This window comes from Sorangium sp. So ce406, from assembly GCF_051474675.1.
Lineage (GTDB): Bacteria > Myxococcota_A > Polyangia > Polyangiales > Polyangiaceae > Sorangium > Sorangium cellulosum_G.
In genome coordinates this window covers 11825624-11840709 of the sequence record NZ_CP150340.1, presented here as the reverse complement: position 1 = coordinate 11840709, position 15086 = coordinate 11825624, and the positions used below count along the sequence as shown (strand labels likewise).

The 15086-nt window shown below is 72.3% G+C and carries 7 protein-coding genes; 4 read left to right on the top strand and 3 right to left on the bottom strand.

What is annotated here, in order from left to right; genetic code table 11:
* The first annotated feature begins 411 nt into the window (after positions 1-411).
* A complete protein-coding gene (locus WME96_RS44515) occupies positions 412-1899 on the top strand; it encodes an RCC1 domain-containing protein (RefSeq protein ID WP_437287609.1) in 1488 nt (495 codons plus the stop codon).
* A gap of 99 nt (positions 1900-1998) precedes the next feature.
* On the opposite strand, the gene WME96_RS44510 is transcribed toward WME96_RS44515, so the two are convergent.
* From WME96_RS44510 to WME96_RS44500, 3 genes are all read right to left on the bottom strand, one after another.
* Positions 1999-2904 (bottom strand): hypothetical protein, encoded by a 906-nt coding sequence (locus WME96_RS44510; protein WP_437287608.1) that lies wholly within the window; start codon positions 2902-2904, stop codon positions 1999-2001.
* Positions 2901-6821 (bottom strand): RHS repeat-associated core domain-containing protein, encoded by a 3921-nt coding sequence (locus tag WME96_RS44505; protein ID WP_437287607.1) that lies wholly within the window; start codon positions 6819-6821, stop codon positions 2901-2903. The genes WME96_RS44510 and WME96_RS44505 overlap by 4 nt, the downstream gene beginning before the upstream one ends.
* 314 nt (positions 6822-7135) lie before the next feature.
* Positions 7136-9067, bottom strand: coding sequence for a S8 family peptidase (locus WME96_RS44500; RefSeq protein ID WP_437287606.1), 1932 nt, complete (start codon positions 9065-9067; stop codon positions 7136-7138).
* A 630-nt stretch (positions 9068-9697) separates the two neighbouring features.
* Between WME96_RS44500 and WME96_RS44495 the strand changes: the two genes are divergently transcribed.
* From WME96_RS44495 to WME96_RS44485, 3 genes are all read left to right on the top strand, one after another.
* Positions 9698-12844, top strand: coding sequence for a PAS domain S-box protein (locus WME96_RS44495; RefSeq protein ID WP_437287605.1), 3147 nt, complete (start codon positions 9698-9700; stop codon positions 12842-12844).
* Positions 12845-12966: 122 nt separating this feature from the next.
* A complete protein-coding gene (locus tag WME96_RS44490; protein ID WP_437287604.1) occupies positions 12967-13569 on the top strand; it encodes a TetR/AcrR family transcriptional regulator in 603 nt (200 codons plus the stop codon).
* A 90-nt stretch (positions 13570-13659) separates the two neighbouring features.
* Positions 13660-15072 carry a glycosyltransferase gene (locus WME96_RS44485; RefSeq protein WP_437287603.1) on the top strand — a complete coding sequence of 471 codons (1413 nt, stop codon included), beginning with the start codon at positions 13660-13662 and terminating at the stop codon, positions 15070-15072.
* Positions 15073-15086 lie beyond the last annotated feature (14 nt).

Genomic DNA, 15086 nt, shown 5'->3' with positions numbered 1-15086 from the left:
AAGGAGAGTGCCAGTTCGCTGCCGAAGTCGAAGGAGCCGATATGTCGCCTCGGGCCACCTTGGGGGCCGAGCTTGCCAGCACCCTGACCTGCGCCGTCGCCCTCGGGGACGACATGGCAGCCCGGGTCGCTCACGAGGCGATCGGTCGGCTGCTCGGGTTGCCGGTGGCGCGAGCGAGCTCGGGCCTGTGGTCAAGCCCGCCGCTCGCGTCGACTCGCTGCCGGAACCTCGCCGCTGGCCGGCGCCCGCAGGCTCCGCTGAGGTCTCCCACGCTCGGTGTGTGCGTGCCGCAGCGCCCCTGAGGCGCTCCGCGAAAGCAGGGACATCGGCGATCGGACCCAACTGGACTTCTTGTCCTCCCCGCGGTAAGGCTGCGTAAAGGATGCTGGGGGGTGTAGCCGGATGCATGAGATGGAGAGGAACACCCGGACGCGATCGAACTTCTGCTCCTTTCTCGTCGTCGCCGCCACCCTCGCTGCGGGGGCAGGATGCTCCGCTCCCAACCGGCGTTTCTCGGACAGCGGCGCGGGTGGCGGAACGGGCGGCGGTCCGATCGACGCGCAGAACGGCGGAGGCGCCGGCGGGAGCGGCGGGGGCGCGTCCGGCGGGGGGGACGGCGAGGGCGGCGGGGGCGCGTCCGGCGGGGGGGGCGGGGGCGCGTCCGGCGGGGGGGGCGGTGGTGATCCTGGATGCCGGATCCCGCCGGACAGCCCCACGCTCGCCGACGCCATCATGGTGGCTGCGGGGGACAGCCATACGTGCGCCATCCGGCAGGACGGCGCTCTCTACTGCTGGGGGGACAACTCGTTCGGCCAGCTAGGTGTTCCGCAGGCGATGGCGATCTCCTCGAGCACGCCGGTGAGAGTGCTTTTCCCCGCGTCGCTCGGCACGGCGGCGATCACACAGATCGCGTTGACCGAGCGGACGACCTTCGCGATCGACAGCCAGCTCCGACTCTGGGCCTGGGGAAACAATGAGACCGGGCTCCTCGCGAACGGCGCCAAGGACTCGATGGCCCATGACGCCCCGGCGATCGTCAATGACGGTACGGCCCCGTTGCTCGTGCGCAAGATCGCGCCCGAGTGGTACTCGGCGTGCGCGCTCACCTCGACCAGCAGCATCTACTGCTGGGGATCCAACCTGTTCTCGAGCCTCGGGCCGGATGCGAGCGGTGAGGAGAGCCTCGTCCCGGTGAAAGCGTTCACCTTCACCGCGACGGCCAGTCCGAGGGCCATCCTCGCGCGGGGCATCGGCTCGATAGGTAGCTGCTTCTCGACTGGGGCCGCGGAGGACGGGCTGCGTTGCTGGGGCGCGATCGGCGGCGGTTATCTCCTCACGAACACCCCGGCCAGCTCCGAGGGCGGCGTGAACTACAGCGCGCACATGCCGCTCATCGAGGCGGGAGCGACGCTGCCCTTCTCCGAGGTCTCCTACGGCACGAACTTCGGCTGCGCGCGCGACGACGTGGGAGGCCTCTTCTGCTGGGGGACGAACAACAGCTCAGGCCAGCACGGCGCCGAGGCTCCCCCGGCTGGGACGGCGGCTGCGATCCCGGGTGGCTGGGGTCCGATGTCCACCGGCTACGTATTCGTCTGCGCGATCGACGACCAGAGGCGGCTCCGCTGCCGTGGCAGCAACGAGCAAGGGCAGCTCGGTCGCAGCACGCCGATGATGGGCGATAATGCGCGAATGGAACCCGTCGTGCTGGGCGACGGCACCGCGCTCGCCCAGGTCGTCGCGGTGAGCGCCGGCTTCTTCCACACGTGCGCGATTGTCGAGGGGGCGTGCGGCCCCACGGGCCCTGGCCAGGTCCTGTGCTGGGGCAAAGGCACCCTGGGGCAGCTTGGCGACGGCGTTGGGAAGAGCTCCGCGGTCCCCGTCGAGGTGAAGGCGCCCTGAGCGCTCTCTCGGACACAGGCCGCGTCGCGCCCTGAACGGCCGATGATCCGTCATCGGCGTCGTGCCCTGCGCGCGCCGGGGGCACAGGGAATGACGCTCTCACCGGAACGGCCACGGCTCGCCGACGCTCCGCGAGGCGATGCGGTAGTCGCCGGGCTCCCCCCACACCGCCGCCTCCCTGTCGGGCGCGGTGGGCCCCATCGCGAACGTGAACGACAGGACAGGCCGCTGCCCCGCGCGCGGCCGCCGCTGAGGCCCCGACCAGCGCACCTCCAGGTTCGTGGCGAGCGCCGCCTCCAGGGCGGCGACGGCCTCGTCGGTGTCGGTGGTCGTGACCCGGGTCCCAACGAAGAAGCCGGGGGTGTTCTGCTCCACGATGTGGAGGTGATCGCGCAACCACGCGGCCCCGTGCGCTCCCGACGCCGGGGCGAACGGCGGCGCGTAGAAGACCTCGGCGACCGCGGCGCCGACCAGGCCGGCGACGCTGATGTGATGCCACTGCAGGCGCTCCGGCTCGGGCGGCCATGGTTCCGTTTCCAGCTCGATGGCGAGCGCCTCGAGGTACTGCGCCGGCCCGTCGAACGCCGGCGCCACGCCCACCGCCTCGGTGTCGACCAGGTACACGTTGCCACCGTCGCCGATCCAGACCGAGGGGTACCCCTCTGCCACCACCGGCAGCAGCACCTCTCCCCCCGCGCGTGGCAGCTTCTCCGGCCCGAGCGGTCGCCCGCCTTCGAGCGCCTTCAGCGAGGCGAACACGCCGAGCCGCTTGTCCGGCGGGAGCGGCGTGCCCCCAGCGAGGCCCTCGAGCTCGAGCGCGCCCTCGTAAACGGGCAGCCCGCGCGCTTCCAGCAGAGCCCGCAGCGCGTCGGGCGACGTGGTGTGCGCCGGGTCGCGGCGGAGGTCGAGCTCCTGGAAGACCTCGACAGCGTGCCGGCTCAGCCGCCGGCGCGCGCTGTCGGCGAGCCGGATCGGACGGTCACTACCACTGCGTGCCTTGCTCATCTCCGTCGCTCCCTGCGGCGCTGCTGCCGCATTCCCTGTGCCCACCGCGGGTCGGGCGGCGTGCTGCGAAGCGAGTCTGTCCCGGTCTCGCTGCTGGCGCCTAGCTGCACCACGCGCTCCCGCGGCGCGCCCCAGCGGTCGCGCAGGTTCTGCAGGAGCTGCGAACAGTTCGGGCACGGCGCCCGCGCCGTCCCGTCGGGGTGCTGCGCCTGTATCGAGGTGATGTCGCGCAGGCAGCGCTGTATCCGCCGGCGATCGCGCGGGTTGTTCGGATCGAGCGGACGGCCGTTGTTGTTCTGGCGCTCCCAGTTGCGGATGTATTCGCTCAGCGCGCCGGGTTCCGCGCAGGTCTCCGGACTCCGTCGCTCGGCCGGATAGAAGGGCTCGCCGCGGAGGTCGACCGGCGGCGGCATCGCCGCGGCGACCACCGGGTGTAGCGCCGGGTCGCTGCTCCGGCCGGCGGCACTGGCACCGCGGCCCCTGACGCCGTGCCCCGAGACGGTGCACAGCACCGGCGTGAGCCCCTCCGGATCGACGACGCGGAAGGGCTGCCCTCGGGCGTACTCGAATGCGTTCAGTCCGCCGGCGATCCCCAGCGGATCGGGGCTCAGATATAGGCCGACAGCAGCGTCGTAGAAGCGGTAGCGGTTGTATGCGAGCCCGGTCTCGTCGTCGTGGTACTGGCCGGGGTAGCGCCAGGGGGTCGGGGCCGGCGCGAAAGGCGGGGTATCGAGCGCGCCCCACACGCGGAGCCGGAGGCGCGCGAGCACCTCGCCCGTGTCCGAGAGCAGCAGCGAGGGCGCGCCGCCTGCGCCGAGCACATAGTGCACCCACCGGCTGACCTCCGGCTCGCCCCCCGGCACCCGCTCCTGGTGCGCGAGCGGGCCCTCGCCCTGCTCGCCCCAGAGATAGTCGCGCACGCGGATAACGCGCCGCTGCCCTGCAACGACCTCTTCTGTGATTTCCTGGAGCAGGTCGTCCCCGCTCCAGACGAAGTGGGTCTCGAGCAAGGCCCCGTCCGCGCGGCTCACGCGCTTGAGCAGGCGGCGCGCAGACGCGTCATAGACGTTCTCGGCCCGGGTCCCGTCCGGCAGCACCACCGCGGCGAGCAGCCCACGGCCGCTCCACGCGTACCTGACGCGCTCACCCGTGGTCCTGTCGACGCGCGCCGTGCGGCGCGCCTCCGCGTCGTGCTCGTACGAGATGTCGCCACGCGAGAGCAGCACCCCGCCCGGGCCGTAGCGGCGGGCCGGCGCGTCGTCCCCTGCCTCCTGCAGGCGTCCGCCGCCGCCGTGCGAGAACCGCTCGGCCGGGGCGTGCGTCGACAGCTGCGCGAGGATGCGCCCCGCCGCATCGTGCTCGAAGCGCGTTCGCTCGCCGCCCGTCGCGACATGCTCCACCAGGTCACCTCCCGGCGAGTGCGCGAAGCCTTCGGCGTACGTTGTGCCCGGCGGCAGCGGGCCCACCCAGTCTGGCTCTGACCCGCGCGCATTCGACTGCCCGAGCACGCGGCGCTCCACCAGCGCGCCGACGCCATCGTAGCGACAGAGTACGCGGCCACCGCCCGGGAGCTCGCGCAGGATCTCCCGCCTGAAGGTGTCGTAGGTGCGCTCGATGGCAGCGCCGGAGGTCACAACGCGCCGGGCGCAGCCCGTTCGATCGCGCTCGTAGCGCGCCTCGTGCCCTGTCGAGGTCCGGAGCGCCGTGCGACGCCCGGCAGCGTCGTACGCGCTCTCGATCACGACCCTGAGGCCCGCGCAGACCTGCACCTCGCGCACGAGGTTGCCGCGCTGATCGTACGTGAACTCGCAGCAGGTGGCCTCGGTCTCCGCGCGGGTCAGGCGGCCCACCGGGTCGTATTCGAATGCGTCAAAGGTGTCGTCGGCGTACCCGCGCCGGACCACCCTACCGCACGGGTCGCGCTCGATCTCGGTCGTGTGCGCGGCCGCGTCCCGGATGTGCTGGACGCGGCCCGCCGCGTCCAGCCGGTAGCGGAGCTCGCGCCCATCGAAGAAACGCTCGGCCACGATCCGTCCCGCCGCATCGCGCTCGATGCGGTGCACCTCCCCGCGCTCATTCTCCACCTCGACGAGCTGGCACTCCCGGTCATACCGGAAGCGCGTGGTCTCGCCGTTCGGCTTACGGAGCTCGTGAACGAGGTTGTACCCGCCCCACGCGAGCTCGTACGCCCCGTCTGGCCCGCGGTAGCGCGTGATCCGCCCGTCCTCGTCGCGCTCGATCGCCACCTCGGCGCCGCCCGGGAAGCGCAGCCCCCAGAGGGCGCCGCGCTCGTCGTAGTGGAAGCTGGTCCTGTGCCCCTCCTCATCGGTGACGGCGAGCACCCGGCCCATATCGTCGTACTCCATGCGGCGCGGCTTGCCGTGCGGCTCCACGAGCTCGATGAGGTTCCCTTCGGCGTCATGGCGGAAGAGGGTGACGCCCCCATCGGGCAGGACGGCGCTCATACGCAATCCCCGCTCGTCGTAGGTGAAGCGCAGGAGCTCGCCGAGCGCGTCTCGGACGCCGAGCAGGTTCGCGGCGCCATCGTAGCTGTAATGGCACGCAGCGCCGAGCGCGTCGGTGGCCTCCACCACGTTCCCCTGCGGATCGTGGCGATGCTCGATGCGCGCGCCCGTCGGATCGACGATCGAGACAATCCGGCCCGCCGCGTCCCGCTCGTAGAGCGTGCGCGTGCCGGTCGGGTCGCTGTATGCGACGAGATCGCCGCGTGCGTCGTACGCGGCGCCCTCGACCCACAAGCCGGCAGCGAGGTCGATCTTGCCGAAGGCGTTGCTATCGAATCGCCGCGCCTGCCGGGAGTCGTACACCAGGGTGAAGCTGTCGGCGTACTCCAGGCGGCAGTGGAGCATGCCCCGCGCCGGCGTCTGCCCGTCGGCGAGGACCGTCGGGCTCCCTTCGGCCATGGCCGGGTCGCGTTCGCCGGGGTGTGCGCACCAGGTCTCGGTGCAGCGGCCCTTCTCGTCATAGCGGTAGAAGACGCGCAGCCCAGACGGGGAGGTTTGCTCGACAAGGCGATGCTCGTCGTAGGCGTAGCGGACGCTCCGGCCGGCGGCATCCGTGGCCGCGACGAGGTCGCCTTGGCCGTCGTAGGCGTAGGTCCGGCAGCGCACAGTGCGCCCTCTCGCTGTGACGAGCTCGAACGCCTCGATCCTTCCGTCCCGGCAGCGGCGGACGTGCACGGTGCGGCCGGCGCTGTCGCGCAGCGATTCGAGCAGATCGCCCTGGTAATCGAGGTCGATCCGGTTGCCGGCCCGGTCGATGATCGCGGCGAGCCGGTGGCGCTCGCGGGACGCGGCGAAAGGGTCGAAGAGGTAAACGAGGCCGTCGTCGCCGGTGATCAGGAATCCGCTCTCGTCGCGGCGAAGGCGGCCGCCGCTGTTGAGCGCGACCTCGTCGCCCGGCGGCGGGATATCGTGGAGAGACGCGGCGCCGCTCGGCGCGTAAACGACCATGGTGCGCCGCCGGAGCGCGATCTCCCATGCGAGCGAGTGGGTCCATCCCGCGCCCAGCCCGACGTCGCGCTCGCGGGCAAAGGACGAGTAGCTGCGGCGCAACTCGAAGACCATGGGCCCTGTCAGCACGAGGTCCGTCTGCGGGAGCGTGTAGACCCGCCCCGTCACCGGGTCGACCGGGTCGCCGGCATGCGTGCCGCCGTTGCCCCCATGTGCCGGGTTCATGCAGCCGCCGCCGCTGCCTGGCCCGCACCCGTTCGCGCCTGGCCCCCCGCCGTTGGCGCCGTTGCCGCCGTTGTTTCCGCCGGCGCCCTGGCCCGCGCCGCTGCCGCTGCCGCCTCGTCCATTGCCGCCCCCGCCGGCGCCGCCGCCGCCCAGGATGAAGACGCCTGGATTCATACCAGGGATGGCGGGAATGTTCGGGACCGGAGCGGTGCGCGCCATGGCGGGAGAGTATCGCTTGAAGCGTCCGTGGCGCACCAGCGGCAGCCCCCTCTCGGGCAGGTGCGCCGCGGCCTCGCAAATCGGCCGCCCTGCGGGTCGAGGAGGTGGTGGAGCAGCCGGCGGAGAATGTCCGAGGGCCGGTGAGGGCCGGGGCCGAGATGGGCTCGTCCGCTTCCCCCATGGATGCCGGCAGCACCTCCAGCACCTCCGGAAGCACCTCGACCTCGCCGCCCCCCGGCCGGCAGCCGGCGGGCTCTCTGGACCGAAAGACGCGGAGAGCGGGCGCGGCGCGCGGGAAGGCGCCCGTCACGAGCTCAGCGCGAGACCGCTCGCACCGCGCGCACCGCGTCCACGAAGCCGAAGCCCGAGTCGAAGTCGAAGCCGAGGGCCCCGGGCACCCTCTGGGGACCGATGTCGCCCCCGAAGTTGCGCAGCCGCACGTCGTCCGCCGTGCGCCTCAGCGCCCCGTAGATCTCGAGCGGCGAGAGCTGCTCCGAGCTGAACCTGCGGGCGATGTCGCGCGCACGTTGGTCGATCATCAAGGCGGCGACGGCCGCGACGTGCGGCGCGGACGCCGAGGTGCCGAAGAAGTTCGGGAACCCGTCCGGCTCGCCGGTGCCCGGGATCCGCATCGCGAGGTCGGCGATGAAGAACGTCGTGTTGCCGCCGTCCGGCCCCGTCACGCCTGGCTTCAGCCGCAGGTGCGGAAACGAAAGGCGCTCGCCGCGATCACCGAACAGGACGGGCGTCCCGCCCGCCGACGAGAAGAAGTTCAGGCACGCTGGCCGACACGCTAGATCGAGCGGGCTGCCCCACTCCTCCGTCTGGAACCACGCCGCCGCGCCGACCGCCTCGGCGCCAGCGGCGTTCGGGTGGCCGAAGATCGTGGAACTCCGCGTGTCGAACTCCTCGACGCTGAAGGTGCCCGCCCTCTCGAGCCACACGTATTTCACGAGCCCCGGCGCCGGGCCTGCCACCAGCTCCAGGCCGAGCTGGAGATCAAGATCCTCGACAGAGCCGTTGACGATCGCCGCGAGCTCGACCGCGTCGCCGCCGATGTTGTTGGCGACGCCCGCCATCTGACAGACCTCTTGCAGATCATCGAGGGTGCACTGTTCCAGGGGCTCGCCGTTCGTGTCATGGAAGATCAGATCCATGTCGCTCCGCGATCCGCGCACGCCGTTCGCCGAGAGCGAAGGCTGATCCCAGTTGAGCGCCACCACGGTGAACGAGCCGGCGCTCACCGAGACGCGCTGCAGATCGTTGACGCCAGGGCCCGGCTGGAAGTCGTGGCGCCGCCCGCCGAGCAGACCGCGCCGTCGAGAGTCGCGAAACTCCGACTGATACGACTGACGCTCCTGGTTACCCGCGGACGAGAAGTACGCCACGCCCTCCTTGACCACCTCGTCCACCGCGTCGGCGACGATCCCGTCCTCGAACATGGGCTCGGCGGGATAGATGATATCGTCGACGATGACGTCCGCGCCGTCGCGCGCGAGCGCGACGATCCCCTCGGCGAAGTCCTCCACGCTGACGAACGCGGTGTAGAAAGACAGGCTCGCTCCCGGCGCGACGTCGTGGATGATCTGCATCATGGCGCGCCCTTCATCGATGCACTCTGGGTCCGGACGATCGTGCAGATCCTTCAGGACGCGGATATTCAATGGCAGGTCGCCGCTCGCGATGTCTTCCTCGGCGACGGTGAACCTCTCCCCGGGCACGAGCGGCCCTGGCGCGCAGTCGAAGCTGTCCGACAGCACGCCGACGCGGACCCCGCGGCCATCGACCCCGAACCGCGCGCGCGCGACGTCGCTGCGCAGCGAGCGGTCGCCTTGCGTCGTGACCAGACCCGCGTTCGATATCGCCACGGTAGGCTGCATGGAAATCAGGCCGCGCGTCGTCGCGATGTCGTCGAGGCGCGAGATCGGCACGCGGCCCGACACGGCGCGGCCGTGGACCTCCGCGTTCAGCATGCCCTTCGCGGTGAGCTCGGCCGCGAGCGCCGCGCCGTCGTCGCCGCGGGCGCTGACATCGACGTAGCCGCGCTGCACGCGGAGCATCGGGAACTTGCGATCCAGCGCGTCCTCACCTGGATGCGGGTGCGCCGCCATGGCTCGTTGTAGCGCGAGCAGATGGGGCCCCAGCTTCGCGCCCGGTCCCGACGTCACGTCGAGCTTGAGTTGCCTCAACGCGTGCAGGGCCTGCCGCGACTCCATCGTTTCATCGTCCTCGACGAGCTCATTCACGCATCCTGCCAGCGCCATGGACAGAGCCCATGCAGAGACCCCCCGAAGCGTCATCCTCCGCCCCCTTGACCGGCGCGACACGCGAGGCGCGCAGCGACACCAGCCCTCCCTCAGAGACTCATGTTCGCCCAGGGCATCCCGGCTCCATTTGCCACAGCAACGGACTCACGGGTGCTCCTCGAGGCGGCCCATCATCCCACCTCTTGCTCTCCGCGCAACGAACATCCTAGAGTGTCAGGGCAACGTGGCCGGCGCGGATTCCGCTGATCCTCGGCGCGGTCGTCGAGGGCGCGAACATCAGGGCATGCGCGCGCCTTGAACACATGACGTCCGGAGCGATACGCAGCTCGGCCAGCCGACGATGCTGGAGAGCCGCGGCTCGTCGAGGGCGGCGTGGAGGACCGCGCCCGTGTTGCCCGAGATCCACCCGAGCAGGTGCGCGCTCGGGTGCGCTCGGCCGCCCCTCGAGCGCAAGGTCGAGGTCGGCCGCGTCGCAGCCGGGGTTGCCTGTCCTGCCGAGGTCACCCTGCGGCGATCCCTGCGCTGACCTTGCGGAATACATCAACGTAGACAAAGCGTCCGAGGTGCTCCGCCGCTCACCGCGGGCGGAGTCGATCCCATCGAATGGACGTGACCTCTCCGAAGTACGATCGCGGCGCCGCGCGGCGCGGGATAGAGCCGCAGTTCCGCCTGCTCGCCGAGAGCATCCCCCAGCTGGTATGGGCCGCCTGCTGCGACGGCTCGTTCGAGTACGTCAACCGCCGCTTCCGCGAGTACACCGGCCTCTCCGCCGAGCAGGCGAGGCGCCTCGGGCTGGCCGCCGTCCTCCACCCGGAGGACGCGACGCGCTACGCCGCGGCGTGGCGGGCGGCCGTCGCGGGGGGCGCGGCGCTCGAGCTGGAGGTCCGGCTGCGGCGGCATGATGGCGTCTACCGCCGGTTCCTCGGTCGCGCCGAGCCCAGCGAGGACGCCGGCGGCCGCGGAGAGCGCTGGATAGGCACGGCCACCGAGATCGAGGAGCGGAGGCGACGGGAAGGAGCGCCGCGCCGGCCGATCCGGCGCAGGCGGCTGGTCCTGGAGACGGCGCGCCACATCACCGTCCGCAGGCGCGCCGAGGAGGGCCTGCGCCAGAGCGAGGCGCGCCTGCGGCTGGCCCTCACGGGCGGCCAGCTCGGCGTCTGGGAATGGGAGCCGGCGAGCGGCCGCCTCTTCTGGTCGAGCGAGGCGCTCGAGTGCGCGGGCCTCAGCGCGGCGCAATTCGGCGGCACCCAGGACGATTTCGCGCGCCTCGTGCACCCGGACGACAGGGAGGCGGTCTGGGCGCAGATCGAGGGCGCGCTGCGCGGCGAGGCGGACTACTCCGGCGAGTTCCGCATTTTCCACGCCGACGGGCAGGTGCGCTGGGTCCACTCCCGCGCGATGGTGCTGCGGGCTCGCGACGGGCGGCCGCTCCGGATGGTGGGCGTGGTCGGGGACATCACCGCCCGCAAGCTCGCCGAGGTGGCGCTCCGGGAGAGCGAGGTGCGCTTCCGCAACATGGCCGATCAAGCGCCCGTGATGATCTGGGCCACGGGCCCCGACGGGCGCGCCACGTACGGGAACCGGCTGTGGTCGGAGTTCTCGGGCCAGGCCGAGGCGACCGCCGTCGGCCTCGGCTGGCTCGAGGCGCTGCACCCCGACGATCGTCTGGCGACCCTGCAGACGTTCCAGCGGGCCGAGGCGCGGCGCGAGTCCTTCCGGCTGGATTACCGCCTGCGCCGGCACGACGGCGCGTACCGCTGGTGCATCGCCTCGGGCACCCCCCGGCTCGGGCCGGACGGAGAGTTCCTCGGCTACGTCGGCTCGGTCATCGACATCACCGAGCGCAAGGAGGCGGAGCTCCTGCTGCAGCAGAGCGAGGAGCGATTCCGCCGCGCCGTGATGGCGACCCCGTTCCCCGTCATGATCCACGCCGACGACGGCCAGGTCGTCTGCGTCAACCGCGCGTGGACGGACATCGCCGGCTACGCTTCCGGGGACATCCCCACCGTCGAGGCGTGGGTCGGCAGGGCGCACGGGGCGCAGAAGGACGAGATCCTCTCCAGGATCCAGGCCCTGTACGCGCTGGAGGTGCCCTTCAACGCCGAGCTCGAGGCCGCCATCACCACGGCGACCGGCGAGCGGCGCACGTGGCTGTTCCGCGGGGCGCCGCTCGGGAAGGACGCGGCGGGCAGGCGGCTCGCCGTCAGCATCGCCCACGACATCACCGAGAGGAAGCGGGCCGACGACGCGCTCCGGGAGAGCGAGGCGAAGTTCCGGACGCTGGCCGACGCCATGCCGCAGATCGTCTGGACGTCTCGCCCCGACGGCACCACCGAGTACTACAACCGCAAGTGGTACGAGTTCACCGCGGTGCGGGAGGGCGAGGCGACCTCCGAGAGCTGGATCTCCTTCCTCCACGAGGACGATCGCGGGCGGTGCCAGGACGCGTGGCGCCGCGCCGTCGTGACCGGCGAGCCCCTGGAGATCGAGTACCGCTTCTTCAGCCCTGCTGCGCGCGAGCACCGCTGGTTCCTCGGCCGCGCGCTGCCGGTCCGCGGGCCGTCGGGCGATATCGTGCAGTGGTATGGCACCGCCACCGACATCCACGATCAGAAGTGCGCGGAGGCCGCGCTGAAGGAGGCGGATCGGCGCAAGGACGAGTTCCTGGCGATGCTCGCCCACGAGCTGCGCAACCCGCTCGGGCCCCTCCGCAACGCCGCCGAGATCCTCCGGCGGTCCGGGCTGCAGCAGCCGTGGGCGGCGCAGGCGTGCGGCGTGCTCGAGCGGCAGGTCGTGCACATGGCCCGGCTGGTGGACGACCTGCTCGACGTCTCGCGCGTCGCCCGCGGCAGGATCACGCTGCGCAAGGAGCGCTGCGATTTGACAGAGCTGCTCCGACAGACCGCCGAGGACTACCGCAGCACGCTCGAGGCGAGCGGCCTCGGGCTCGCGCTGGAGATCCCGGACGAGCCGCTGTGGGTCCACGCCGACCCGACCCGCCTGTCGCAGGCCATCAGCAACGTGCTGCACAACGCGAACAAGTTCACCGACGCCGGCGGCCGGGTGACGGTCTCGCTGTCGGTGGAGCCGGAGGGCTTCGCCGAGATCCGCGTCCGCGACACGGGCATCGGCATGGATGCGGCGATGCTGGCCCGCGCCTTCGACCTGTTCACCCAGGCCGACCGCAGCCTCGACCGCAGCCGGGGCGGGCTCGGGCTGGGCCTCTCGCTGGTGAGGGGCCTCGTCGAGCTGCACGGCGGCGCCGTCTCGGCCGAGAGCGAGGGCATCGGCCACGGGACGGCGGTGGTCGTCCGCCTCCCGCTGGAGCGCAGCGTCGCGCCGCCGGCCCCGCGCCCGGCGCCGACGTCGGACGTCGCCGCGCGGCCGCTGCGCATCCTGGTCATCGAGGACAACGAGGACGCCGCGTCGATGCTGCAGGCGCTGCTCACCATGGAGGGCTATCGGGTCGAGGTGGCCCTGTCCGGGCCCGCCGGCGTCGATGCGGCGCGCTCGTTCCTGCCGGAGGTGATCCTCTGCGACATCGGCCTCCCCGGCGGGATGGATGGGTACGGGGTGGCGCGGGCCCTGAAGGGCGGCGCGGGCGCCTCCCCCTCGCTGCTCATCGCGCTGACCGGCTACGGCCGGGAGGAAGATCGCCGCCGGGCCCAGGAAGCCGGCTTCGACATGCACTTCACCAAGCCGATCGAGCCGAGCTCTCTGGAGAGCCTCCTCGCTTCCATCGCGGCGCGGGGGTGAGGCTCCGGCGGGCGCGGCCTGCGCGCGGGCGGGCCGCTCCTGCTCGCGCTCGCCCCGGCCCGGCGATCCGGTGTTTGTATGTCATCTTGCATTTTTATTCGTAAGTGACATGTTAGTAATGAATGGTCCGCCCGCGTAGCACCACCGACGAGGAGATCCTCGAGGAGGCCCGCGCCTGCTTCCTCGAGCACGGGGCCGGCGTGTCGACGACCGCGATCGCGGCGCGGATCGGCATCTCGCACGGGGTGCTGTTCCAGCGCTTCGGCACCAAGGAGCAGCTCCTGCGCGCCGCGCTGCTCCCCCCGGCGGAGCCGCCGTGGATCGCGCGGGCGCGATCCGGCCCCGACGACCGCCCGGCGCGGGCCCAGCTCCTCGAGCTCGCGGAGGAGATCTCGGTGCACCTCGAGCGCATCGTGCCGTGCATCGCGGTGCTCCGCTCGGCCGGGTTCACCCTCGATACCGCCTACGAGCGACGGGAAGACTTCCCGCCCGTGCGCGCGCGCAGCGAGCTCGCGGCGTGGTTCGCGCGCGCGGCCGCGCGGGGCGTCGTGCGCCCGGTCCCGCCCGAGCACGCGGCCGACCTCTTCCTCGGCGCGCTGCAGTTCCGCCCGTTCCACCAGCACATCGCGCGCGACGGGTTCACCCAGGCCGAGGGCCGCCCCTACCTCGAGTTCGTGGTCGACGTGCTCTGCCGGACGCTCGATCCGGCCGGAGACCCGCGATGACGGCCGCGCACGGGTTCGACCGAGCCTCGAACGGCGAGGCGCCATGCAACGTTCGACAGGTGAACAACGCCAGAGGAGCGCCGAGGACACATGACGAAACCGATCGAATCCAGCAGCGGCTCACCCGATTCACCCGATCTCCCGGACGCGCCCGCGACGTCCGGCGGTGTGCCCGGGCCCTTCACCTTCCTCATGACCACCCCGAACGAGACGGGGCACCTGCTCCGCATCCTCGAGCTCGCGCGGGGGCTGACGGCGCGCGGCCATCGGGTGCTCGTGCACACGCAGGCCTCGGCGGAGGCCACGGTCAGGGCGGCGGGCGCCGAGCTCGTGCCCTATGCCCGTCACCACAACATCATCATGCGGCTCCGCGATCGCCCGGTGGAGGGCGCGCTGCGGTGGGTCCCGACCATCCCCCGCAACCTGATCCGGTTCCGCGAGGCCCTGATCGAGAGCAGCGTGGAGCTCGCCGAGGAGCTCACGCCCATCCTCCGGCGCGAGGGCGTGGACTGCCTCGTCCATGACACCTTCGGCTTCGGCGCGGGCTACGCGGCCGAGCGCGCCGGCATCCCCTGGGCGAGCGCGGGGAACGCCGCGACCGTGCTCGACGCGGCGGGGCTACCGCTGCTCGCGCGGTCGCTCCAGCTCCCACGGCTCGTCGCCGACCGCCCCGCGCTCCTCCACGCCCTCGCCGACAGGCTCCTGCCGCTCTCGCGGGCGCGGGCGACGCTCGGCCTGCCGCCGCGACGCCCGGGGGGCTCGGCGGAGTTCGTGCGCGCCGCGACGTCGCCGGAGCTCCACGTCGTGATGGCCCACCGCGGCTTCGTCCCCGACGTCGCGCTCCAGGAGCGGCAGCTCTTCGCCGGCCCCGTCTCGTTCAACACGCCCGGCGGGCACGGCCCCGAGGCGTCGCGCCCCGCCGCCCCCGTGGAGGTGCAGCCCGACACGGTGCTCGTGAGCACCACGACCACGGGCAAGGACGGCGGCCTGCTCCGGCGCGTGCTCCTGGCGGTCGCGCCGATGGGGATCCCCATCCTCGCCACGGCCGCCAGCGCGGAGGACGTGCCCACCGGCCTCGGAGAACACGTCCGCATCGAGCGGTATCTGCCCCACGAGGAGGTGTTCCCCAGGGTGACGGCGGTGATCACGCACGGCGGCTGGGGGACCATCGGGCGCGCGCTGGAGCACGGGGTCCCGATGCTGATCATCCCGCTCTTCGGCGACCAGCCCATCAACGCCGCGCAGGCGGAGCGCGGAGGGTTCGCCTATCGCCTGCCCCTCGCCGAGGCGACGCCGGAGGCGATCCGGGCGCGGCTCCGGGCGCTGCTCGCGGACGGGGCCTTGCGCGAGCGCGCGCAGGCCGCCGCCGCGGAGATACGACAGCTCAAGTCCGGCGCGGTCGCCCCGAGGGCGCTCGAGCGGCTGGCCGCCCGCTCCCCCCACCGCGAGCGGGCGCGCCATGCGCCGCCGCCGCCGGCGGCCCAGGCGCTGGAGCAAGGGTGACGCGACGCCACGGA